Genomic DNA, 23779 nt, shown 5'->3' with positions numbered 1-23779 from the left:
ATGTGCCTCACCAACAATATGGCAGTTGCTTTTAACCTGCAATCATTGTCCTAAAACTGTACTCGCGTACATATTAATTTTTAATATTTACGATTTCTGACAATCTGGTAATGATCAGCTGTCTTTTGCGTCTGCTTACAGGCAGGCGAGTACCGTTATCCAGAGTCACTTCAACCTCGTCAATGGAAAATATGTATTTGATATTAACAATACAAGTTCGATGAATGCAGACAAATCCTTTTGAAATAAATTGTTCGAGTATTGCTGAAAATTGGTAGCCGTGTAATATAAACTTTTCTCTGCTTGTATGTATATATACTTTTCTGCAAACACTTTCGAAATACATAATATCACTTAAAGATACTTTTACTATTTTAATTCTTCCATTAACATCTTCTACTTTGAAAACGTGCATTAAAAGATTTTCATTATCTATTTCCTTAACCAATCGTTCAATTAATTCAGGCATCTTTTCATGGATTGATGTTTTGGGCAAAAAAGCACTAATATCATATTGAAATGTATTTATTGCTTCTTCCACATAGGCGGAAATAAGTATTAATTTGAAGTTTTTATTTAAAACACGGAGTTTTGCGGCAACATCCGTTCCATTAACCGGTGGCATATTTATTTCTAAAAAAACAATGTCATAATAAGGCTTATATTTTTCAAAACTTGAAATCAATTTATCACTGTCAGTAAAAGCGTGAATGGAAACCTCGGTTCTCAGATTATAAAATACTTTTTTTGCTTCACGAAGGATTTCATCTAAAAAATTTTTATCATCATCACAAACTGCAACATTAAGCATAAGATAACCGCCTTTACATGTATAAATTTAATCAACTGCTAAATATCTTATTACTTTCATTAGGACAGTCAGAAATAATATTTATGCCTAAATATATGGTTTTGTTTATGGTTAAAAGACAGGTAGGATCAATCTAGAACTTTTTATAATAGTTAATTTTTTAACAACAATTTTATGCCGGATTCTGTAAAGGGTTTAATGACATTACCAATATCTCAGTAACTTTCTCCGAGTTAGATATAATTCTACTCTTCTGGCCTTTAATTTTATTCATATGTAATAAGCAAATTTATATTTCATTCAGGTCACCTATTAATCTGATTTTTTTCTGATTATACATCTATTGATATTATTCTGCATTTTAAAACAGATATAAAACAGATAATAGATTTACGGGCATGGAATATTTAACAGTATTATTATTTATTGCTAATTATTACATATATTGTAATTAAAATCAATATATATTATTTGTTTTTAACAAAAAATGAGTATAACTTTAACAAATGCAATGAAATATATTTCATTGTTTTATGTTTTTATACATGTTAAAGCAGATATTTTACTTTTATATTACTAATGGCAATTAAATACCACTAAGTTTATTTTTTTTACCATTCAGTGTCGAGTTATATACAGATGATGATTACCTATGGTAATTTGAAAACATAAAATTGATAGGGAGGCTTCATATGCTGACTAAAAATTCAAGTAGAGTAATATATGAAAATTTAGAATATCTGACTGAGTTGATTAATAGCGCCAAACCCCTGGCAAAGCTGTTTGAAACATATAATAACAGCTATATTTATGATACGGGAACAGGTAAGGTATTACAGTGTGAGGGCATAGAATATCAGATATTGAAAGGTATTCTGAACAACAAAACAGATATTGATGTTGATGACCTGACAGAAAAATTCGGCGAACAAAAAGTGTTGGAAGCATTGGAAGATATTAAGTCGGTAATTGAAAACGAGCATATATTAAAAGCCCCAAGACCCAAAAAGTTTTATTCTCCCGGGCATTTTGAAAAGTTGGAATACTACATAAATAATGCTCTTGATCAGGTAGTACTTGAACTTACGGAACGCTGTAACCTGCGTTGCGGCTATTGCATCTATGGTACGCAATATGAACAGAAGCGCGATCACGGCGAGATTGATATGTCAAAGGAAATCGCTGAAGCAGCTATAGATTACTTAAAAGCACATGGAGACCCAAATAAAAGTGTTGCCCTCACATTTTATGGAGGAGAGCCGCTTCTAAAATTTGATCTGCTGAAATACTGTATAAGCTATGCACAAAAAATCATATCAAAGGACAGGCTTACATTTTCACTTACTACAAATTTAACATTGGTAACTCCTGAAATTGCTGCTTTTTTAGCCTCTGTCAAAAATTTAAACATTGTATGCAGCCTGGACGGACCAAAAGATTTACATGATTATTACAGAAGGGATGTTGGCGGAAATGGTACTTTTGACAGCGCTATACGCGGATTGAAATACATGGTTGACGCCCTGGGTGATTCCGTAGTTGAGAGGTTGTCACTCAGCATGGTTTTTGGACCTCCGTATACAAAAGAAAAACTTGATCGGATTGATGAATTTTATAAAGGGCTGGATTGGCTGCCGGCAAGTGTTGGAAAGCGTGTAACATACCCTGCAACTAACAGTGTTCCAAACAATAAGCTTGATGATAACGGTATGCCCTTAAAAGTGACCAAAGATAATATGGAAATCGATAATACCCTTGCTAGCTGGTCGGAGGCAAAATATTTCGATAAGCTTGAAAACAATGATCAGATTGATTTTTTTACAAAAAGTACTATTGATGATGCTCTTGTAAGAATACATAAAAGACATATTTATGCCGAGCCGATGGATGATTATACACTTAACGGATGTTGCTTACCTGCCTGCAGAAGAATATATGTTACGGCTAAAGGTGGTCTGATGCTATGCGAACGTATTGATGGGGCACCGTCCATAGGCAATGTTTTTACAGGGATTGATTTGCAGAAGGTAAAATCCGTATATATAGATGAGTATTCAAAGGCCTCGATAAAACATTGTTCTAACTGCTGGGCATTGCGGTTATGTGATTTATGTTATATCAGCTGTTATTCCGAGGGGCAGCTTGATATTGATAAAAAGATTCTACACTGCAATTTGACACGCAGCAGCTTATTAAACAGTTTGATTGCTTACCATAGCTATATGGAGAAAAATCCGGAGAAACTCAGGTTTTTAAATGATATGACAGTATCATAAAGCTTGCTTTAAATCATTTAATTTTATGGATGGTGAAAAGGTTGGAATATGGATTTAATGATAATTTGAACCTTCTGACAGATATTAATCTGACAAAAGGGCAACTGGATAATGGCCTTACATATTATACATATAATGGCTTATGTAATGTAAATGAAGTGATTTTTTCACTTGTTGTAAAAATCGGGTGTACTGTGGAGGAGGCCGGCCAAAGAGGCGCGGCGCATTTTACAGAGCATCTGTGCCTGAGTGACAGCTCACATTTTTCAACGGAAGATGGTAATTCACTGTATGATATCACAGCAAGCGGATATACAAATTTTGATGAAACCGTATTCATATTGAAATGTATTCCTTTACGTGAAAATATAGAGAGATGTATCAATGCATTAAAGAAAATAGCAGACGGCTCTATTATGAGAAGAGACCGGGTGGAATGGGTCAGAAGAGGAATTATTAATGAATATAAAAGCGTTGGCGGGAGAACAGATTTTAAAATAAGACAAAAAGTACTTCCGCTTACACTGAACAATTCATATTATTCAAACCTAATGCCTATTGGGGAATTAGAATGTCTCAATGAAATTGGGTATGATGAATTAATTAAGTTTCATCGTCAGTGGTACCGTCCTGAGCTTATGGCAGTTATTGCTGCTGGAAATATTGAAACAGGTGAGGTACAGGAGTTATTTAAAAAGAGTTTTTCCACACTGTTAAAAACAGAGACGAAAAAAGAGAGGATATATACCAATATTGCACCGTATGAACATAAAAAATATGCGGTTAATTACTTTAAAAATTTGGTTTTTGCTGAAATACATATGTATTATATGCATCCCAAATGTGAAATGCAGTTGGTTTACGACATGAAAGTAAAGCTTACTGAGTGGATCAGCTATTACATGACTGAAAATTATATCCGCAAAGCATTAAGAAATATGTATGTCAATGCAAAAGATGTAATATGCAAAAAAGATCATTTCCTTAATAAATATGAGTTCAGCGTAATTGTTGCTAAAACAGAGGATGAAATTATCAAGGTTTTATCAATTATGCTGGAACAGTTAAGGGTAATAGCTGAGCAAGGGATTTCAGAAAAGGATTTTGAAGAAAGTAAGAATACTTTGCTTCAAGGTATTAAGGTTAACTTTCAAGAACAGCAGAAGTATGCCCCGGAATTGTTGTATACGGAATGCCGGGATAATTTTTTATATGGCGAGCCAATCCTTTCTATTAGAGATGAATATGAGCTTAGTCTCAATTTGATTAATGATATATCACTCATAGATATTGGAAATTGTCAAAAGCTGTGGTTAAGGAACTCAGATATGGCTATTGCCATTAACCTTCCTGATAATCAAAAATATCATTCAGAATCAGTTGCGATAATTGATTATCTTAATAAAATTGGCTGTGCAGCAAATTGATATAAAATCACAAATGGAGAAAGGAGGAGAAACTTATGAAGTTAGTTAATCCAATAGGAAGAGATGTTTCAACATTTGAAACTCAAGCAAATTCCGGGTGTCATTGTGTTTGCCATTCTGGGTCATCCAGTACCCATGATAAAGCGGCAGTGTATGGAACAGCATGCGGCTGTAATTGCAGTCCAAGCATTGTTGGAAACGATAATGCAAACTTTACTATCGCATATAATGCTGCTCTCTAGTTACTTACTGAATATAGCACAAAAAATTTCTCGCATGGATTTTTTGCCATGCGAGAAATTTGAATATCTAAAAAACTTTTTACCGGAAGGATAATTAATTGTCATGAATAAAAAAATCAATAATCAGCTGAATATTGCAAAAGCTTTTACTCTCAGCATATGGAAGATATTACGCCTGATATGGAAATGCTCGAAGTTCAATACTTCACTATCTCTTCTGGTTACAATAATTGAAGGAGCAATACTGCCTTTAAACATGATAAGCATGAAGTTTTTTATTGATAGTGTAACAAAGGCATTGGCAGCAGGTGGAGGAAATAAAACTTTAAATGATGTTTTTTTATGGCTTGCCGTACAATTTTTAATTACAATATCAGGTCAGCTAATAACCCAATTAAACGGGTATTTACAGGATTGTCAGTCAAGACTGCTCAATACCTATATCAGTAAATTGCTAATTGAGAAAACAAATGAATTGGATATTTCCTATTTCGAAGATCCTTCATTTTATGATAATATAGAAAAAACAAACAATGAATCTATTTCAAGAACAATGGCAATACTGGAAACACTCATGCAATTGATAAAGAGCCTCTCAACTCTGGCTGGAGCTGTATCCATTGTATTCAGCCTGAATCCGATAATATTGCTATTATCATTCCTCACTACCATTCCTATGTTTATTGTTAACATAAAATTATCCAGAAAAAGATATGATATTTTTACTGAGAGAATGCAGGAAGCAAGATTTGCAAGATATCTGCAAAGTATGATAATGCATTATAATAACATTAAGGAAATAAAACTGTACAGACTGGGTGAGTTTTTTAGAAACACGGTTTTGTCCATTAACATAAAACACATGGAACAGGATAAAAAAATGGGTAAGTACCAGCTTAAAAATTTTACTTTGATAAATGTCTTAAATAACACTGTTTCACTTGCTTTTCAGATATATGTTGTATTGGAAACCATAAGGAAAGGGCTTACCATCGGAAGTATGACAATGTACATTTCAGCCCTGACCAATATTGATGGGTCAATCAGAAGTGTCTTAAATAATATGGCCTCATTATATACAAATAATCTATATATAGATAATCTTTTTTCAGTTTTGAATTTAGAACCTAAGATTAAAGCAGATTCAAGCCTTAAGAGCTTTGATAATAAAATTATTAACTCTATTGAATTCAAAAATGTATCATTTAAGTATCCCAACTCTGAAAAATATGTTTTAAAAAACATCAATTTAACTATAAAATCGGGTGAAACATGCGCTTTTGTGGGATTAAACGGATGTGGCAAAACAACTGTGGTAAAGCTCCTCTCCAGATTGTATGATCCTACTGAAGGCGTGATATATATTGATGGAAAGGACATACGTGAATATAATATAGAAACATTGCATAGAAGTATGAGTATTGTATTTCAGGATTTTGTAAAATATCCATTTACGGTAAAACAAAATATAGGCTTTGGAAATATTAATAAGATGGATGACATGGAACTTGTCCGGTCAGCTGCAAAAAAATCCGGTGCAAAGGAATTTATAGAGAGGCTAAGTGAAAAATATGATACAAAGCTGGAAAAAATGTGGACCAATGGAACGGATCTTTCACTGGGACAATGGCAGAAAATAGCTATAAGCAGGGCGTTTATGAGTGATGCATGTATGCTTATACTTGATGAACCGACTGCTTCCCTGGATGCAGAAGCAGAATACGAGCTCTTTCAAAACTTCCGGGAATTGATAGGCAATGCCACATGCGTACTGATTTCACATAGATTTTCCACAGTAAAAATGGCCGACATTATTTATGTTATAGAAAATGGCCATATTGTTGAAGCCGGGGATCATAAGCAATTAATGAGTAAAGGTGCACTGTATCACAAATTGTTTAATATGCAGGCAGAAGCGTACAATTTAAAAACGGATAAAGATAATGTTGAGAATTCTGATATGCCGGCATAAGATAATGTTAAATGCCATTCGACGAATTAGAATTTAGATATGTATTTAGTAATTGGTCAATTTCATTGGATTTATCAATAATCAAATTTGCATATTCAATCTTCTTTTCTGTTTCCAAATACTCTTCGGATTGGGACAGTATTTCGGCTGAGGATTTAATGCTGGATAGTGAACTAGTTACGTTTACAACCAATTGCTGTCTTGTTTTGGCTGCATCTTTTATTTTATTGTTATTAGCTTGAAGAGCTTCCGCTAATTTATTTAATTGAAGGTTAACGTCTTTAAACAGACCTTTTTCACCGGAAAGGGTGTAATCTCCATTGGTTAGCCTTGAAATTGCGGCAGAAACTTCTTTCATTGGTTTTGAGACCCTTCTGCTGAATAAATATCCAAATAAAATCAATAAGGGAAGATATAGGACTGACACAACAGTCTTCTTCATATCAAAAGATTTGATTTGCTGAAAAATGAGTTCCTGAGGTGGCACTGACTGTTTTGTTAAAGGTATGGCAATTATGCATTTATAGTCATGTTTTATATTGTTTTCATAGAATATTGTATAGTTGCGGATATTAATATTAAATTGCCCAATAGATAATAAATTATCGAGAAGTTCCTTCTGTTGTATACCAGCATACTGTTTAGGAATATTTGAGGGCTTGTTTATACTTTTTATTTCGCTTCCATACTCATTAATAAATTGAACCCATCCTTTATTATTCAATATCTCCTTAAGAACATCATCTGCAATAACAGGTTCCCTGTCATTATTCAGATCAATTGCATCAGTAAACCTGTTCATATCCACCGGGCTCACGACTTCCTCCGTATTTGATAGGATAAAAACAAATTCACTTATAAGGCTCAGGGAATAGAGAGCAACGTATACAAATATACAAAAAGGCAGTATAATTCTCCACTTCAAAAAAGTACCCCCAATCGGCAAATTAAACTTAATTATCATTAGTAATGTATTGTTTTATTTTACAATAAGTGGTATCTGATTTCAATGATTAAATACAAAGGCTCACAAAAATATACCGCAGCTCCTTTGTATTAATGGCTTGATTACCTGCAAGAGAATATATACCCTTGCAGATAATCAAGCTGTCATTTTATTCTTTTAGGTAAATAACAATCTTGTTTTGAATTGCTTGAGCGACATCCTGGGCAGAAGCATATCCCGAGAAAAACGCTTTAACTTCTTCCTTGACTATTTTTAGGATTTGTGGATCTGCATATGGATAACTGTTAATATCCTGAGCAACCGAATCGGCAAATACGGCATATTTATTCATAAGCTCTGTTTTCTTATCCTTTGATAGCGAAATGGAATCATTCTGGGAAAATTGCTTTGTTTCACTGATAATCCTCTGCTTATATGCATCCTTGTTTATAGGGAAGCCAGGTAGAGCAGGGGAGGATTGCATTTCATCTGAAAGGAGGAATTTTATGAATTTCCAGGCTGCATTTTTACTTTTTGATGCATTATTAACAGCCAACATCATTGAAGAACTAAAAGCAGTATCTCCCGATTTTACATCGGAGGGCAGCTTTAATAAATTTTTTACAGGCTCTGATGCTTCTATGGATGCCAGGGAGGATAATGAAGATATATCATAAATGTAAAACGCAGATTGGCCCAGGTCATCCTTGCTTATTTTGGTTGAGCTTTGTTTCACATGTTTTTTATCGGAAAGATTCTTGCATAATGTGAGTAAATTGATGAATTCGTCTGACATAAAGCTCGACTTTTTCTCTTCTTCATTTACAAAGCGGGTATAGCTTTTTTCAAATATTAAATTGAATATATCCTCATCAGTATCTGAAAGTATATATTTTTTCCTTGTTTCAGAGCTTACTCCGCTTAAATTTTTTTGTGCGGCACTAAAGAAATCATTCCAGTTCCATTTACTGTCATCGATATTTAATTCAACATTGCCTCCCAACAGCTGATATGTATAATCTAATGGAATAGTATACAAGCCGTTATTAAATTGAACTGCTTCAAATATATTTGTATAGTATTTTGCCGCTTCATAGTCCTTATCAGATTTCATCAGGTTTCCTATATCTGCGAACATATTCCGGGAGATATACTTCTTATACGGCAGCATACGGACTGAAACAATGTCGGCTCCCTGTCCGGACATCAGCTCTGTGTTTATATTGTTAATATATTTCTCCTTTGACTCATCAGGGTTACCGTTTGAGACCTTTCCTACCAATGTATCGGCATCGACCCGTATGATCTCTCCCGGAGTTATATATTCTTTGATTTCTACTTTTATACCAGGGTGAAGCTCCTCAAATTCTTTAACAGCTACCTCAAGAAACCTGTTGGATTTGTCTATTGAAATATGGATTGTGGCATTTTCATCATTTGTTCCTTCGGATAAATCCCCGGTACTATTCGAAGCATTATCCTTAAAATTACTATCGGATTCCGAGTCCTGCCGGCCTTTGTCTGTACCACATGCTGTCAAATTAAACGCTACCAGTGCCGTCAGGATAATAAGGCATATTTTTTTCATTATCCTTCACCTTTTCCTTTCCTTTTTTGTATAAATTTTTTATTAATAATATATAATTAAACGAGAATAACACGGCCAAATCCGATATATGCAATTTTTGTGTCATTCCCGATATAAACACTATGGAGCTGCTCAAGCCGGTAGAAATAATGAATATTATGCAAATTATTAAAAATTCTTTATTAAAATTATTACTATCAACCCTGCAATACTTAAGATTTATAAATAGTATGGGAAACCCAATGAATAAACCTGTAAAAAACAGCCGGTTCGAAAGTGACAGAATACTGTTGAGCTTAATTTCGGTTAGCGATGGAAGGTATCCCTTATTTAAGTTGAATTCCTCAATACTTTTTTTAAATAAATTCAAATAGAAGTTAAAATCCGTTAGTTCTTTTGGGAGGGATTCAGGGGGAATATATATATCGAATTTAATAATTCCCAGTATTAAAATAATAATGGCCGAGAACAGCAGTAATTCAAGCAACTGGAGGATTATTATTTTTTTATGGTCTTTCAATATATTTATGATATAATCGGTTTTTACTTTGTTTTTTATGAAAAACAGGATTCCTTTTAATTTATCAATGAAAGTTATTAAAATAGTAAATATACAGGCAAGGCCAATAAAAAAAACTATAATACGAGGTTTTTGTCCAATAACAACTTTTTTAATGTTTAAATCAGAAATGTAATAATCCCCGGGTGCTTTACCGGCAATATTAAGTACATGTAATGCCCTGTTAAGATTCTGTCCGCTTAGAGTCGTATCATCATTTTGTATTTGCAATGAATTAATTTTTGCAGTCTTATCCAACTCAAATAGTGCTTTAACAGGAATAAAAGCATTGGGGAGACCTGAACCGGATATTAGCCCTACAATGGAATTATTCTCTGAAATAACACCGATAACTTTGAATTTTACTCCGGATATCTCCAGTGTATTACCTACTGCCTTTATGCTTCCAAATTCATCCCATGCCAGCTTTTCATCAATAATGGCAACTTTCTCACCGCTTAGGTCGGCATTCTTATCGAAAAAGCTTCCACTGCTAAATTTCAAATTATTAAAATTAATATATGCACTGTTGGTTCCTATAATATTGGAGGTTCCATTTGCTGTCTCTGCTGGGGAAACTGATGTGAATGTAAAGCTGTAATCATTTAACCCGTTTATATCTTCTAAAGTAAAGAATGCCTTGCTGCTTTTGTTCTGAGAGTTTTTTACACTGATTAAGGTTTTATTCATAGCAAATATTCCATTTTCCTCGTCTGTTTCAAGATATAAGGAATATCCGCCGATAATACTCAGTGTTAAAATCTGCATTCCTATAAATATTAAAAACCATCTCATAATTTTAAAGTTCATACTATTTCATACTCCACTTCCTTTATTGCCCTTTGTAATTCTGACTCTATCTCCTTCTGATAATGGTTTGTCACTGGAAAATACAACTCTGTCGGAAAAAAGGAGACCTCCGGAAACGGCTGTATATGAATCGTCCGAAGCTTCACAAAAAACTTTAATTTTCTGTATATAGTATTCTTTTCCCAATGGCCCTTCACTTTCTTTTATAACAAATACATAATAGTCATTTCTTTCTTCTCGTACGGCTTCATTAGGGATCAGCATTTCATAATTCTTTGTTTCCTTTTTTAAATATATATCTGCATGTTCTCCTCCAACCAGTGTTTTCAATTCCAGATCAATGACAATCACTTTCTGCAAATTATTGTTTTCGCCGGGTTTATCTACCGCAGGAGTTGTAATAGCAATAATTTTTCCCTTTACCTTTTCCTCGTTTAAGGAATTAATGCTGATTTCAACTTCATCACCTGTCACCAAATAATTGGCTTTTGTACTGTCTACAGCAACCTTTAACCTGAAACCTCCGGCGGGAAGTGACATCGTATAAAGGGGCACTGAGGGGTCGAGCGTGGAACCCTTCTGACAGTTCAAAGCAGTAATAACTCCATCATCAGGGGCTGCAATATTGTTTGCGGTTTCCAGTTCATCTTTTATTTCATCAATTCTGCTTTTCTGCAATTTAATGTCCAGCTCAGCACTTTTAATATCTATATTAAGATTTTGAGTAGGTTTATTTTTTTCATCTAATGCCTTCTTATATAATCTTTCTGCAACTGCCAGTTCATTCCTGGCTTTTTGAAGATTAACTTCTGTTTCTGCACCTATTTTGAAAAGGTCTCTCACGTTCTCTAAATTTTTCTTTTTTTGTTTCCAGGTCATCCTTTGTATCAGCAATTTGTCTTTCTGCTTCATTAATGGAGAATGTATCTGTCTTTGCTTGAAAGGCGCTGGTTTCTTGAAGTTTCTGTAAGGCCAGTTTTTTTTGTTCCAGTATGGTAAGTTCGTCCTGTAATAGTTTTTCCAGCTTTTTTTTGTTAAGCACCATGATGACCTGGCCTTTTTTTACCGTATCCCCTGTGTTGACCCTTATATCCTCTACTGTTAAAGAATTCTTTATATATGAGTTAAATACTTCCTTAGCTTCTACTATACCGCTGCCTCTGAGCTCCTCAGCCAGGGTGCCGTTTTTGGCAGAAACAGCTTGAACTCTGGGAAGCATAAAATTATTAATTGTATTTGAAAAAAAAGTAAGTAGAAACATGACAATAATAAATATACAAATAGATTTTTTTATAACATTTCGATTTTTAATATCTTTTACATCTTGGCTGTATGGCATAAAAATTTACCTCCGACTATAATGTGGCATTTCATTTTCTTTAAGCCTTTATACCAGATAACTCTATCCCTTCAACGAGATGATCTTCCCAATATAAAAAGGACAGCAGCATTGGAAGCATATAAAAGACAGAAGCTGCAAAGGCGACGCCTTTTTCCTTTTCATTCAGTGCAGAGAGATAAATTGATAAGGGCTCTTTGAGCACATCTTTTATGAATATAAGCGGTTGTTCCACCATATTCCAGTTGTCTATAAAAGTCAGTATGGCCAATGCTGCAATACCCGTTTTTGACATTGGAACGATGATATTGGCAAAGATATTCCAACAGCCGGCACCATCTATTTTTGCAGCCTCGGTATATGTATTCGGAATATATGAGATATATTGTCTTAAAAGAAATACGCCAAAGGTGTTGAAGATGCCCGGAAAAATAATAGATAAGTAGCTTCCGACAAGATGCAGCTTTGCAGCAATTATATAGTTTGGAACCAGCGTTACCTGAAATGGCATCAGCATAACCACTATATAAATAAAAAACAGGGAATCTTTCCCCCGGAATTTTAAAATTGAAAAAGAATATGCTGCCATGCATGAGACGATTATTTGACCGCAAATAACAGGTAAGACTATTTTAATTGAATTCCAGAACATAACAAGATACTGGGTCTTTTCAATGAGTACAATATAGTACTGCTTTATGGTAACTTCATCAGGAATTAGTCCGATATTCATAAAATGATTGTCTGCTATATTTGGCGGATCATAGTTAATTGCTGCTGTCACAGAATATCTGTCTTCTATTTCCTCATTACTCATAAATGAATTTAAAACGGTAAAGAACATGGGGAAGGTAAATATAAAGGCAAATAAATTCAATATAAAAACAATCGTTATATTTTGAGCCTGCTTTTTCATTTTTCGGACACTTCTAAAAAAAATATGATTATTTGAACCTTGTAGCATCTTATTTTCTGTTACCTTCTTTCATCATTGTGTGAAATGTGTACTGATTTTCTTCTGATAATTGAAAAGTATGAAAACCAGTATTGTAATAGCCGCAGCCATCATATATGCAGCTGAGGTTAATTTTTGGTAATCCAACGAAATAAATATATTATTCATATAGTGCTGCAGGAAATAAATGTTTTCATGCGGATATTGGCCGGCTATCAGATATGTTTCGCGAAATACTTTAAAGGAGTTAATTATTGAAATAATAAAAACAAAAAATGAGGAAGGCGTGAGATATATGAAGGTTATATTAAAAAACTTTTGGTAACCGGGAGCGCCATCAATATCGGCTGATTCATAATATTCAATAGGTATATTGCTTAGTGCGGATAAGTAAAGTACAACATTGTATCCTACGTTCTTCCATAAGTAGATAATGATTATTATAGTTCTTGACCAATCTGTTTTCATCCAATCAACAGTAGTTGCTCCAAGCCTATATAAAAAATAATTCAGCGTACCGTTATTATCGAATATCAACTGCCAAAAAAAGGCGACTGAGGCAACAGGAATCACAAGAGGAGCTATAAAAAGCATTCTAAACCTATTGCTGTTTTTAATGAACCTGTTATTCAGCATTAAGGCCAGTATCAAGGAAATGCATATATTAAGGGGGACGCAGAGCATGGTAAACAGTGAAGTATTTGCTGAAGCTTTTAAAAAGGCATCATTATGCAATAAATTTATAAAGTTTTTTAATCCTACAAAGTGCCCGTTAATAGGACTATCAACTACGGCATAATAAAGTCCGCCTATAAACGGAATAATAAAAAACAGTAATACGCCGCATAAACTTGGAAGCAAAAATAAAAAACCTGCAAATGTATCTTCTCTTTGAAGCTTTCTGAATGTTTTAATTATCTTCATATCTATAAGTGTACAAAAAAAATATTAATTTAAATGATTGTAAATTCTGAAGATTTTCTTAATATTTGAATATTTAGAAGTTACTGGACAGGAGCTTCTAACAACTTTAAAGTCACCTTAAAAGTTGTTTTATTGTTATCACTTGAAACATAAATACTGCCATTATGCAGATCTATAATATTTTTTGCTATAGCAAGGCCCAGTCCTGCTCCTCCTGTAGCTTCAGAACGTGATTGCTCAACTCTGTAAAATTTTTCAAAAATATGGGGAAGACTATCGGGCGGAATGGTGACGCCATAATTTGTAATGGCGACGGCTGCCGTAAAATTATCCCTGGTAAGTTCAACATCGATGTATTTACTGTCACTGCTATAGCGTATTGCATTAGCAATTAAATTATCAAATACTCTTGCCAACATATCACCATCTGCTTCAACAATAACACGTGCTTTACATAAAGATAAATTGCACTCGATATTAGAACTTTGAAATACGGGAAAGAATTCCTCGGTCAGCTGCTCAAGGAGCTCACCCAAATTGATGGCCGTACTGTTGATTTTTATGCTGTCATAGCTCAGAAGGGTAAATTCGAAGAGCTCATCAATAAGCTTCTGCAATTTTTGTGCTTTATGGAATGCAATTTGTGAATAATGCTTCAATCCTTTTTCATCCTTATACTGACAGCTCACTATAAGGCCCAGGTACCCTAAAACAGATGTAAGGGGAGTTCTGAGGTCATGTGACATACTGGTAACCAGTTCAGTTCTGAGCCTTTCAGAATTTCTTTCACTTTCGATCAGATTTTTCAATCTTAATGTCATCTGGTTAATGTTATCAGCTAAATCTCCCAATTCATCCGTGGATCTTATAGGAATTTTTATGTCGAAGTTTTCATGGGCAACTTTTTGCAGTGTAGCTGATATCTCTTCAATATATCTGATAAGTTTTTGAGTCAATAAAAAGAAATAGACGATAAATAACAGTATGCCTGAAATTATAATGAAAGGCTGCATACCTGCAATATTTATAAGATTTTTAAATATATGCTTGAAAGGCAGGGTACTGTAAAGAAGATAGGCGGCACTCAATAAAAAGTTAATACTCAGAATAGACAAGCCTATACTCAGGGCAAAGTAAAATATAATTTTCCACCTTATACTTGTAACAAATTTATTTTTCAATTTTATAGCCAACACCCCAAACTGTTTTTATATACTTTGGATTTCTTGGTTTTTCTTCGGTTTTTTCACGTATTTTCCGTATATGAACCATTACAGTGTTATTGGAATCAAAATATTGCTCCTTCCATACCTTCTCAAAGATCTCTTCGGTACTGAATACCTTACCACGATTATTGGCCAGAAAGAGTAAGATATCATATTCGGTAGGCGTAAGGCTTACTTCATTGCCGCATATCGAAACAGTATGACTTTCAGTATTGATAAGAAGATCGTCAATTTGGATGTTGCCCTTGTCCAGAGCTTCAGAATACCAGGGGTTAAGCTGGAAATATCTTCTCAGTTGAGACTTAACCCTGGCCACAATTTCTAATGGATTAAAAGGTTTTGTTACATAATCGTCAGCACCGGTGGCCAACCCCATAATTTTATCAATATCCTTTGTTTTAGCACTAAGCATAATAATGGGAATATTATGCTCCCTGCGTATCATTCTGCAAATCTCCAAGCCATTAATTCCAGGCAGCATAATATCTAATATTACAAGATGTATGGTATACTCGTTAAAAAAAGTAAAGACTTTCTCAGAATTATATGCTTTAAAAACGTGATACCCCTCATTTATTAAGTATATTTCAACCAAATCTGCGATTTCTCTTTCATCATCAACAACAAGTATATTTATGTTTTCCATTATGGCATACTTCCTTTGATTTTTTGTAAAGAATATTTCGTAACTATATTTTACCAATATAATCACGAAATAGGAATAATGGTATTCTTTAGATTTTCTTAAGTTTTAGTAAAGCCGTCGCCCAAAAAGCCACATCCACTAATTATTAAGTAAAAAGCAGCATAAATATAACAACTAAATATTAAAATTAAAATAAAATCTGATATATTCCGACTGCCAACAGGAGCAGTCCCGATAGAATTGTTGCCTGATCACCCAGGAATTTTGCCGCCCATCGCCTTCCTATCACCGCTCCGAGAGAAATTGTCGTGAGGCTGAATATTATTACCGCAGTTGTAAGAACAGCAATATTTACTCCGGTCATTCCCGCACCGAATCCGGTTCCAAGGCAGTTCACAGCCAGTGCTATGCCTAATAATATTGATTCCTTCAGAGAAATATCTCCCGAGTAATCCTTGTCGGCGATGCCGGGGTCATCCATTACATGCCGCAGTTCCACAATATATTGGTTCCCGTTCTGGTACTCATTTCCGGTGCTTTTTTTATTTTTTATCAAATGGCCGATTATTGTGTACAAGCCCATAATACCTACTATGGAACCACCTATGATATTTCCCGTATAGCTTGGTATGTAATTTGCCAGTGCACTGCCCAGCAGGCTTGAAAGTAAAGTCGCTATACCTGAGAATAAAGCAATTGCGAAATTTGATCTGAAGGGGACATTAATTTTTCTGGCTCCGTAAGCAAGGCCGATGACCATATTATCGAGATTTGGTGCTAAACATAGTAAAAATATCGATAGAAAATAAACCACGTAAAAATCACCTCACTGGTCAGTATATTGACATTATGAGGTGATAGTGTCTGTCCCGGCGCAAAATGCTGCCATATGGTTGCTATATGGACAATACCCGCCTTTTATTTTTTTTCGGCAGTTTTCCCGGTGTCTTTGCTAAGGGCAAGAAGTATTTTTTCTGCTACAATTTTCCTGGCGTTTGCTTCACTGGTAAGCTGCAATGCGAATAAACGCAAAGTGGTTTCGTAATCCTCCGCGGATAATTGCTCGAGAGTAGCGGACAATTTCCCTGATATGTTGGCGAAGGCTTCGTCCTGAAGCTTTGTGAGCTCTTCAAAAAAACTCTGGTATTTCTGTTCATCGGTTAGATTGCTTAAGGAACCGGCTATAAGAGGTATGGGTAAAATGGGCTTCAACATGGACATAATATATAGAGTTACCAGGTGTACCCTGTCATATTTCTTGTTGACAGGGCGTTTGAGATAACCCTCTTTAACGTAGTTGTTCACCATACTTGAGGTTATTACTTTTCCGGAAGCATCGGTATCAAAAAGCTTCAAAAGCCGCTCAAGGTATGTGACCACCTGATCCATATACAGGTCTATACCGGGAAATTGGCTCCAGCTCTCGGTTGTAAAAGAACTTAAAGTATATGAAAAATCTGATAATTCCTGTTTGATTGAATTTATTTTGTCTGTTTTCAAACTTAAAACCTCCGAATAATCGCTACGATAAGTATATCATATCAAATTATTTTTACAATCTGGTTAATAAAAGCCCTTGACATTCAAATAATAAACGGGTAACATAGTAATCAAAACTAGATAAAATTTTATATATGACGTAATATTGCAGGCCAAGTTGTTAAAAATTATATTAATAACCGCCTTTGTTAAGGGAAACAATAAATATACATAAAAAGAATTGCAGAAACGGAAGGTGATTGCATGCTGGAATTAAGTAATAGGAATATTACAATATGGGGGGATTCAATTTTAAAAGGGGTAGTACTGGATGAACAGGACGGCAGATACAAGGTATTAAAAAACAGCAGCGTAAACAATTTTGCTGAAATAACCGGCTGCTCCCTGAAGAACAATGCTTATTTTGGGATGACCTCAACCAAAGCACTGAACAAAATAGCAAATTCCATGGATAAACAGCCTATAGACAATAATGATATTGTTATACTGGAATTTGGCGGTAATGACTGTGATTTCAATTGGACAGAGATTTCAAACTCTCCTGAAGACGAACATCTGCCTAGGACAACCATTGCTGCCTTTAAAAATTCACTTCAGAATATGATAACCCTGTTCAAGGAAAAGGGCGTAAATCCAATTCTAATGAACCTTCCTCCGTTGGAGCCCGAGAAATATTTCAACTGGCTTTCCAGAGGTTTAAACAAGGATAATATCCTCCGCTGGCTTGGAGATGTTGCCAAGATATACCGCTGGCAGGAAGCTTACAACACTGCGGTGGAATGGGCGGCACTGCAAAACGGCTGCAGGCTTATAAATGTACGGGAAAGCTTTTTAATAAGCAAAAACTACAGTTCCCATTTTTGTGCCGATGGAATACATCCCAATGAAAAAGGACACAACAAAATACTGGATTCACTCCTGAATTTTGCATTTTAATTAAACTCGGGACCCGGGAGAGCCGGCTGTAAAAGTCAGCTATTATCCCGGGTCCCGTAATTTTATCCTTATTATTGAGCTTCAAGTTCTGCCAGTTTTGAATCAATATCCTCTTTTGTTACGGCTGACAGATAATTTATTTTGTAATTTTGAGCATTCCTGAGCATTTCTATACTTTTTTCGCGGTCACCCAGCTTTTCCAGAACCAGTGAATAATCATAAAAGGCTTCCGGAAATTTGGGATTCAGCGCCATAAGCTTGTTGAAAATTTCCAGGGCCTTTTCCTGTTCTCCCATAAGATAATAGGTTTGCCCCAGGTTATCAAGTATGACAGTACCGGTACTGTTATAGTTCAGGGCTTCCAGGTTAAATGCCAGAGCCTTTTCAAGATCCCCTTTCAAATTGTAAAGGTAGCCAAGGCTTCCGTAAACATTGGTAGTTTTATAGTTTGGTATGATATTTTCAAATGTTTCTATGGCCTCATCAAGTTTTCCCTGTTTCCAGAGACCTAAGGCATAGTTGGATTTTATATTATAAAGCTCATTGTTTGTTATTTTTGGCGAGTTTAACTGATCCTTGAATACTTTCATGGCTTCTTCCAGCCTGCCGTTCTTTAACAGGAGATACCCATAGGTGGTAACCGTATTTGACTTGGCAGCTCCAGTATTATAAGCCATCTGCATCCATTTGATGGTACCCTCCGCATTATCGGCGGTATATGCTCTGTTGGCTTTTAAGATATAATATGTGCACTTGAGTTTTCCGAATAACATATTTCCTCCACAAATCCGCAACCTGCATTTTTTATGTTTTTTTGATTTTAATTATATCAAATGGCACCTAAATGTACAGATATTTTGCCTCGTTGAAACACATATGTTCAGATAAATTTTTTCTACAGCCGAAAAAATTTATCTGAACATATGTGTTATAATAGGGATTGGCCGCCAGCTTAAGTTATTATATTGAATTATAAAACCGGCGGGTTTAAATAATGGATGAGGTGGATTTCTCAAAATGGAGCATGATATTCATATAAAAAAGGCAGTACTGCATATTTTGGACACAAGTATTAATTTTCCGGTATTTTCAAACAGCGAGCTGGAGCTTGATGGTGAGATTTTGGAATTTCTTGAAAAACATTTAGCTAAAATATTGGAGGATACAAATCTAAAGAAGGCGCAATTTGTTGGAGAGGCTAATCCGGCAAGAGATGTTTGTGCCGTGGTCAAAGATGATGAAGGCTGCTTTCTGGAAGCCAGTAATGCACTGGGAGGCATGATATTCGACATGATGCTTAAAAATGTTGATATTACGCCGGCAGACCTGATATGCTGTCTGTTCTACATAAATAATGAACAATACCTGGGTATTTTGAAATTAAACTATAAAACCGGATATACCCACTATGTAAATCAGTTGGAGGAGGGGGCCAGCAATTCAATAATCAGGCATAAGACTTTACTCCCTTCCGACGGACAAAAGGTGGAGGAAGCTGTTTTAATAAGTATGGAAACAGGTCAATTGAAGCTGTTGGAGAAGCTTTACGAAATAAACGGGGCAAAGGAATTTTATCTGTCCCAATACATTTTCAATTGCTCCACAGACCTGTCCCAGAACCAAAAGCTTAAAATCATAGATAAAGTAACACAAAAGATCAACAAAAAGTATTATGATGAGGATTTCGACAAGGTTGCAAAGCTTAAAAAGGTGGTTTCGGACAGTCTCGAAGAAAACAAGGAAATAAGAGTGGATGCCATTGCTGAAGAAATATTTGAAGCAAATCTGGCAGTGAGGGAAGAATACATTCAGGAGATCCAGAAGGCCGGGCTCAAGGATGAAACCATCGAGATCCCTGAAAAAATTGCAGAGAAGAAATTTAAAACACATAAAATAAAAACCGATACCGGAATAGAAATAAACTTTCCGCTGAGCTATTATGACGACAGGGATATGATCGAGTTCTTCAACAACCCTGACGGTTCAATTTCCATAATAATCAAGAACGTAAGTAAAATTACCAATAAGTGATGCCTCACTTCCTGTGCTTCTCAATCAGATTCGAAGAGATAAAGGAAGGCAGATATTTTTTCCACAAAGGCTCATCTTCGGTGAATTTGTAAGTTGATATTTTATTATACAGCCAGGCTCTGTCAAAGGATGAGCCCTTTAAAGGGATATTCAAATAATTTATATTATTTTTAAGGAGATTTGAACCATTCGAATACACAGAGTAGGGTATGCCCGAGGCCGCCAGCAATGTGGGTGAAATATCAAGGAAAGAGGCCACTTCCGAGTTTTCCCTGTGTTTCTGCCCATCAGGTGTAATAATAAACAGCGGAACAAACTCAAAGTATTTGTCTCCATCAATAAAGGAAGCCTGCGCAAAGTCCTCCGAATTTATGTTTGGAGTGTGATCCCCGTAAATTATTATATAACTGTTGGGGAACTTTTTCTGAACGGCGGTTACATAGTCCTTTATGGATTCATCCACATAGCTGAAGGAGTTAAAATAGTTTTTGACTATTTCGTTTTCAATATCATCGTACAGGGGATTATTATAGTAATTCCGTGCACTTTCAAAAGGACCGTGGCTGGTCATTGTAATAACATATGAAACAAAGGGCTCCCTGGCTTTTATCATCTTGTCGTAAGCAAACGAAAATACTTTGTCATCGGGAGCACCCCAGCCCTCGTCCTCATAATGCATAGAGCCGATATCAAAAAACTTCTTAAAACCCATTTTTGAAAGAGCAATGTTTCTGTTATAAAAAGTTCCGACATTACCATGAAAGGCCATGGTATCATAGGAGGCCTTGGCCAGTTTTGAAACAAAAGAGTTGGGGTAACCGTAGGAGGTAAGCTTTATGGCAGGGAAGGAATCCAGCGGTTCTACACTGTTTATAACCGAAAACTCGGTGTCGGAGGTACCTCCGCCCTGGTGGTAGCTTAAAGTATACGGATAATATATGCTGTTAGCTGTCAACGAATTCAGGTAGGGCATTATATAAGAATCCTTGTACTTTTGCCTGACTATATTGGCATCCATGGATTCAACCTGAATTATTACAAAATTGGGGTTTTTGGAATTTAAAAATGGTTTGTTGGGATCTTTTTCCGCACCTACTATGTCGCTGTTTGTTTGCTTCCTTCCATAGTTGAGCTGACCTATCAGCTTTGTTTCACTATTATTTTTAATAATGTTTACAGCACTGTTTACAAGCGTGCCATATCTTGCGACAACTTCCGTTTCCCCGGTGTACCTGTCGTCCATATACTGTACAATGGACTTTTGGGCATGGTAGTTGTTGATTTCCACAACTAAAAGAATTACGAGAGAAGCGATGAGTAAGGTATACTTCATTAATGGCAGTGAGAATTTTTTGACATCCTTTTTAAAGTATTTGAAGAAAATATACAAAGCCAGGGGTGCATCAATAAAAACCACCAGCAGCTGCATGCTCTTTGGATTAGCCAGATGGGTAGCCGAAATCAGTGCCTCCTTGAAGAGGGAAATCCACTGCAGAAAATGAAGATAGCTGTGGTAATAAAGGAAATAGGATATATTTGTAAAGCAGTAAATACCCTGTGCAACCATTACAATTAAAAAAAGGTATCTTGATTTAAAGCTGAATATAATAGTAAATACTATAATACTGCACAGCAAAGTAAACCAGAATTTATAGACAAATACTTCCCTGGTAGCCTGCGGTATCAGAAAATAGTTGTATAAGCTGAGTTTTAAAGCATTTATTAATATAAAAAGAACAATTACAGTAAATGCATTTCTATAAGGTTTATCTTTAAAAGAATTCTTAACTTTACTGAAGTTTTCAACAAAAAAATTCTTAAGCATTAACAACTTGCCAATGTTCCTTTCTGATTTTTTGATTGTTAAATCTTTAATTCCTTGGTTACTTATTTCTTATTTATTTCATTTTTGCCATGATTCCCATGGTGTTTTTATAAGATTGCTTTATAAACGGCCTGTTATAATCTGTTATGTATTTTCCGGATATATTTTCATCCGGTATGGGAATGATTTTGAATACAGGCCTATTATTAACATAGTATTTGTCCACCCAGGTGGGTACATAATCCACACTTTTTATTACAATGCCGTTTGAAGCATCCTTCTCCAGCCTGAGATTTACAATTATTCCATCTTCGGTATAAATCTTATTGGGCCTGCTGGCTTTATCCACACGCCTGTAGCCTGAAATAAAATTTCCCATGGAGTAGATTATGAATTTATCTTTTCCATTTACTTTTACAATCTCAGACTTTTGAATAACATGGGGATGCGACCCGAGAATAATATCGGCTCCCCAGGAAAGCATTTTTTTAGCCAGTGCAGTCTGTGAATTATCCGGTGTCCGCTGGTATTCTGTTCCCCAGTGGACAATAACTATTACTGCATCCGCTTTATCCGCTTTGGCAGCCTTGATATCCTTTTGTATCTGCAATTCATTTATGGGACTCAGGTAAGTGGCTTTTTGCGCCGCACTGAGTTTTTTGTCCAGTCCGTTATACATTCCGGAGTAAGACAGTATTCCCAATTTTATGCCGTTAATGTCCTTGATTACATATTTATTCTTCCCATTTGTAGAACTGCCTATATTCAGCATCTTATTTTTATTTATCATTTGAATTGTACGTGTCAAACCACTGATTCCTCTGTCCAGACAGTGATTGTTGGCTGTTGACAATATATCGAAACCTGCTCCTGCCAATGCAGGAAGTATGGCATCGGGCGTGTTGAAACTCGGATAGCTTGTATAGCCTGTTTTTGGTCCGGCCGTTACGGTTTCGAAATTACCTATGGTCAGATCCGCCTCTGTGAGATATGGCCTTACATATTCCAGAAAGCCCGTGAAATCATATGTACCTGTCTTGGGTGAGTAAGCATTGTTCAGGTTGCTCTGATGTGCCATTATATCTCCGACCGCCGATATGGTAACAGAGGCGGGAGCCGGCTCCTGCGCCGGTTTGTCGTCAGGGGGCGGCGCAGACTCATTTTCAGGTGCCTGGGTATTATCGGCAGGGGGAGTGCTGCTATTTTGTTTCTGACTTTCCTCGGTAACAGCCGGTGATTTTACAGGGGCTTGTACCGGGGGTGGGGCTGTGGTTGAAGTTTCTGTGTCAATTGCGGTTTTGTCCGGTGTAACGGCAGCAGTATCAGTTGAGGCAGTGGGTGCCGGGACCGCCGATGCTTTAGCAGGTGTACCTGTAGAAGCTGTAACTGTTGAATCAGACTGCTTTTCGGCCACTGTCCGCCCGGACGAAACTCCAAAGGCATTTATATCGCCCAAAGCGTTAATAATAAGAGTACTTCCCAGCATAATGCAGCACATTATACTTAAAACAATAAAAGTATACTTAAAAAGACGTATTTTGGTATTCATTTGTTATGTACCTTCCTGAAAAACAAAAAAATTATATAAATTTAATAAATTAACAAATAATTAATCAACAATAAGACTATATCACAAATTGGTATTTAAATGTTAAAAATTGAGCAATAACCCTTAAATAATTTAAAAAAACAAATTTGAAGACGTATTTTTATTGTATTTTGGTTTAAAATTGTGATAGATTGGTATTAATAAAATGATTGGAAAT

At 35.5% G+C, this 23779-nt stretch carries 21 protein-coding genes; 6 read left to right on the top strand and 15 right to left on the bottom strand.

The features are described 5' to 3' along the window. Nucleotides 1-73 precede the first annotated feature (73 nt). Complete coding sequence (locus tag CTER_RS26685) at nucleotides 74-811, bottom strand: LytR/AlgR family response regulator transcription factor (protein ID WP_004631181.1); 738 nt, start codon at nucleotides 809-811, stop codon at nucleotides 74-76. Between the two features lie 692 nt (nucleotides 812-1503). On the opposite strand from CTER_RS26685, the gene CTER_RS26680 reads away from it, so the two are divergent. The 4 genes from CTER_RS26680 to CTER_RS26665 all read left to right on the top strand — a co-directional run bounded on the left by CTER_RS26680 (nucleotide 1504) and on the right by CTER_RS26665 (nucleotide 6728). Then, nucleotides 1504-3087: a radical SAM protein gene (locus CTER_RS26680; RefSeq protein WP_004631257.1), complete on the top strand. Its 1584-nt coding sequence runs from the start codon at nucleotides 1504-1506 to the stop codon at nucleotides 3085-3087. A 29-nt stretch (nucleotides 3088-3116) separates the two neighbouring features. Beyond that, complete coding sequence (locus CTER_RS26675) at nucleotides 3117-4514, top strand: M16 family metallopeptidase (RefSeq protein WP_004631192.1); 1398 nt, start codon at nucleotides 3117-3119, stop codon at nucleotides 4512-4514. Between the two features lie 35 nt (nucleotides 4515-4549). After that, on the top strand, nucleotides 4550-4756 hold the full coding sequence (locus CTER_RS26670) for a CA_C0660 family putative sactipeptide bacteriocin (protein WP_004631108.1): 207 nt from the start codon (nucleotides 4550-4552) through the stop codon (nucleotides 4754-4756). A 103-nt stretch (nucleotides 4757-4859) separates the two neighbouring features. Beyond that, nucleotides 4860-6728 (top strand): ABC transporter ATP-binding protein, encoded by a 1869-nt coding sequence (locus CTER_RS26665; protein WP_004631204.1) that lies wholly within the window; start codon nucleotides 4860-4862, stop codon nucleotides 6726-6728. A 7-nt stretch (nucleotides 6729-6735) separates the two neighbouring features. Here the strand turns inward: CTER_RS26665 and CTER_RS26660 are convergent, their stop codons facing one another. The 11 genes from CTER_RS26660 to CTER_RS26610 form a co-directional block, all read right to left on the bottom strand. Further along, on the bottom strand, nucleotides 6736-7653 hold the full coding sequence (locus CTER_RS26660; RefSeq protein ID WP_004631140.1) for a HAMP domain-containing protein: 918 nt from the start codon (nucleotides 7651-7653) through the stop codon (nucleotides 6736-6738). 190 nt (nucleotides 7654-7843) lie between these two features. After that, complete coding sequence (locus tag CTER_RS26655) at nucleotides 7844-9262, bottom strand: extracellular solute-binding protein (RefSeq protein WP_004631155.1); 1419 nt, start codon at nucleotides 9260-9262, stop codon at nucleotides 7844-7846. Then, complete coding sequence (locus CTER_RS26650; RefSeq protein ID WP_004631113.1) at nucleotides 9216-10631, bottom strand: ABC transporter permease; 1416 nt, start codon at nucleotides 10629-10631, stop codon at nucleotides 9216-9218. The genes CTER_RS26655 and CTER_RS26650 overlap by 47 nt, the downstream gene beginning before the upstream one ends. A 6-nt stretch (nucleotides 10632-10637) precedes the next feature. Further along, the gene (locus CTER_RS27350) at nucleotides 10638-11525 is read right to left on the bottom strand and encodes an efflux RND transporter periplasmic adaptor subunit (RefSeq protein WP_165585987.1); all 888 of its coding nucleotides are present in this window, start codon (nucleotides 11523-11525) and stop codon (nucleotides 10638-10640) included. After that, entirely contained in the window at nucleotides 11434-11970 is a 537-nt protein-coding gene (locus tag CTER_RS26640) for an HlyD family secretion protein (RefSeq protein ID WP_004631211.1), read from the bottom strand. The genes CTER_RS27350 and CTER_RS26640 overlap by 92 nt, the downstream gene beginning before the upstream one ends. Nucleotides 11971-12010: 40 nt before the next feature. After that, nucleotides 12011-12886, bottom strand: a complete 876-nt coding sequence (locus CTER_RS26635; RefSeq protein ID WP_004631069.1) for a carbohydrate ABC transporter permease — start codon at nucleotides 12884-12886, stop codon at nucleotides 12011-12013. 72 nt (nucleotides 12887-12958) lie between these two features. After that, nucleotides 12959-13849, bottom strand: coding sequence for a carbohydrate ABC transporter permease (locus CTER_RS26630; protein WP_004631119.1), 891 nt, complete (start codon nucleotides 13847-13849; stop codon nucleotides 12959-12961). Nucleotides 13850-13929: 80 nt separating this feature from the next. Further along, complete coding sequence (locus CTER_RS26625; protein WP_004631263.1) at nucleotides 13930-15030, bottom strand: sensor histidine kinase; 1101 nt, start codon at nucleotides 15028-15030, stop codon at nucleotides 13930-13932. After that, nucleotides 15020-15721, bottom strand: a complete 702-nt coding sequence (locus CTER_RS26620) for a response regulator transcription factor (protein WP_004631215.1) — start codon at nucleotides 15719-15721, stop codon at nucleotides 15020-15022. The genes CTER_RS26625 and CTER_RS26620 overlap by 11 nt, the downstream gene beginning before the upstream one ends. 187 nt (nucleotides 15722-15908) lie before the next feature. Then, nucleotides 15909-16535 carry a sporulation membrane protein YtaF gene (gene ytaF, locus CTER_RS26615; RefSeq protein WP_004631047.1) on the bottom strand — a complete coding sequence of 209 codons (627 nt, stop codon included), beginning with the start codon at nucleotides 16533-16535 and terminating at the stop codon, nucleotides 15909-15911. 104 nt (nucleotides 16536-16639) lie between these two features. Further along, a complete protein-coding gene (locus CTER_RS26610; protein ID WP_004631115.1) occupies nucleotides 16640-17221 on the bottom strand; it encodes a DUF1836 domain-containing protein in 582 nt (193 codons plus the stop codon). A gap of 243 nt (nucleotides 17222-17464) precedes the next feature. Between CTER_RS26610 and CTER_RS26605 the strand changes: the two genes are divergently transcribed. Then, a complete protein-coding gene (locus CTER_RS26605; protein ID WP_004631168.1) occupies nucleotides 17465-18157 on the top strand; it encodes an SGNH/GDSL hydrolase family protein in 693 nt (230 codons plus the stop codon). A gap of 71 nt (nucleotides 18158-18228) precedes the next feature. Here the strand turns inward: CTER_RS26605 and CTER_RS26600 are convergent, their stop codons facing one another. Next, nucleotides 18229-18930, bottom strand: a complete 702-nt coding sequence (locus CTER_RS26600; RefSeq protein ID WP_004631126.1) for a tetratricopeptide repeat protein — start codon at nucleotides 18928-18930, stop codon at nucleotides 18229-18231. A 244-nt stretch (nucleotides 18931-19174) separates the two neighbouring features. Here CTER_RS26600 and CTER_RS26595 point away from each other — a divergent pair, with 244 nt between their 5' ends. Further along, the gene (locus CTER_RS26595) at nucleotides 19175-20188 is read left to right on the top strand and encodes a nucleoid-associated protein (protein WP_004631251.1); all 1014 of its coding nucleotides are present in this window, start codon (nucleotides 19175-19177) and stop codon (nucleotides 20186-20188) included. A gap of 4 nt (nucleotides 20189-20192) precedes the next feature. Here the strand turns inward: CTER_RS26595 and CTER_RS26590 are convergent, their stop codons facing one another. Both CTER_RS26590 and CTER_RS26585 read right to left on the bottom strand, forming a co-directional pair. Next, entirely contained in the window at nucleotides 20193-22013 is a 1821-nt protein-coding gene (locus CTER_RS26590) for an LTA synthase family protein (RefSeq protein ID WP_040762282.1), read from the bottom strand. Nucleotides 22014-22086: 73 nt separating this feature from the next. Then, on the bottom strand, nucleotides 22087-23562 hold the full coding sequence (locus tag CTER_RS26585) for a CapA family protein (RefSeq protein ID WP_004631075.1): 1476 nt from the start codon (nucleotides 23560-23562) through the stop codon (nucleotides 22087-22089). Nucleotides 23563-23779 lie beyond the last annotated feature (217 nt).

This window comes from Ruminiclostridium cellobioparum subsp. termitidis CT1112 (assembly GCF_000350485.1).
Taxonomy (GTDB): domain Bacteria; phylum Bacillota; class Clostridia; order Acetivibrionales; family DSM-1351; genus Ruminiclostridium; species Ruminiclostridium termitidis.
Note: the sequence above shows the minus strand (reverse complement) of the source record. Positions and strands in the feature narration are given on the sequence as shown.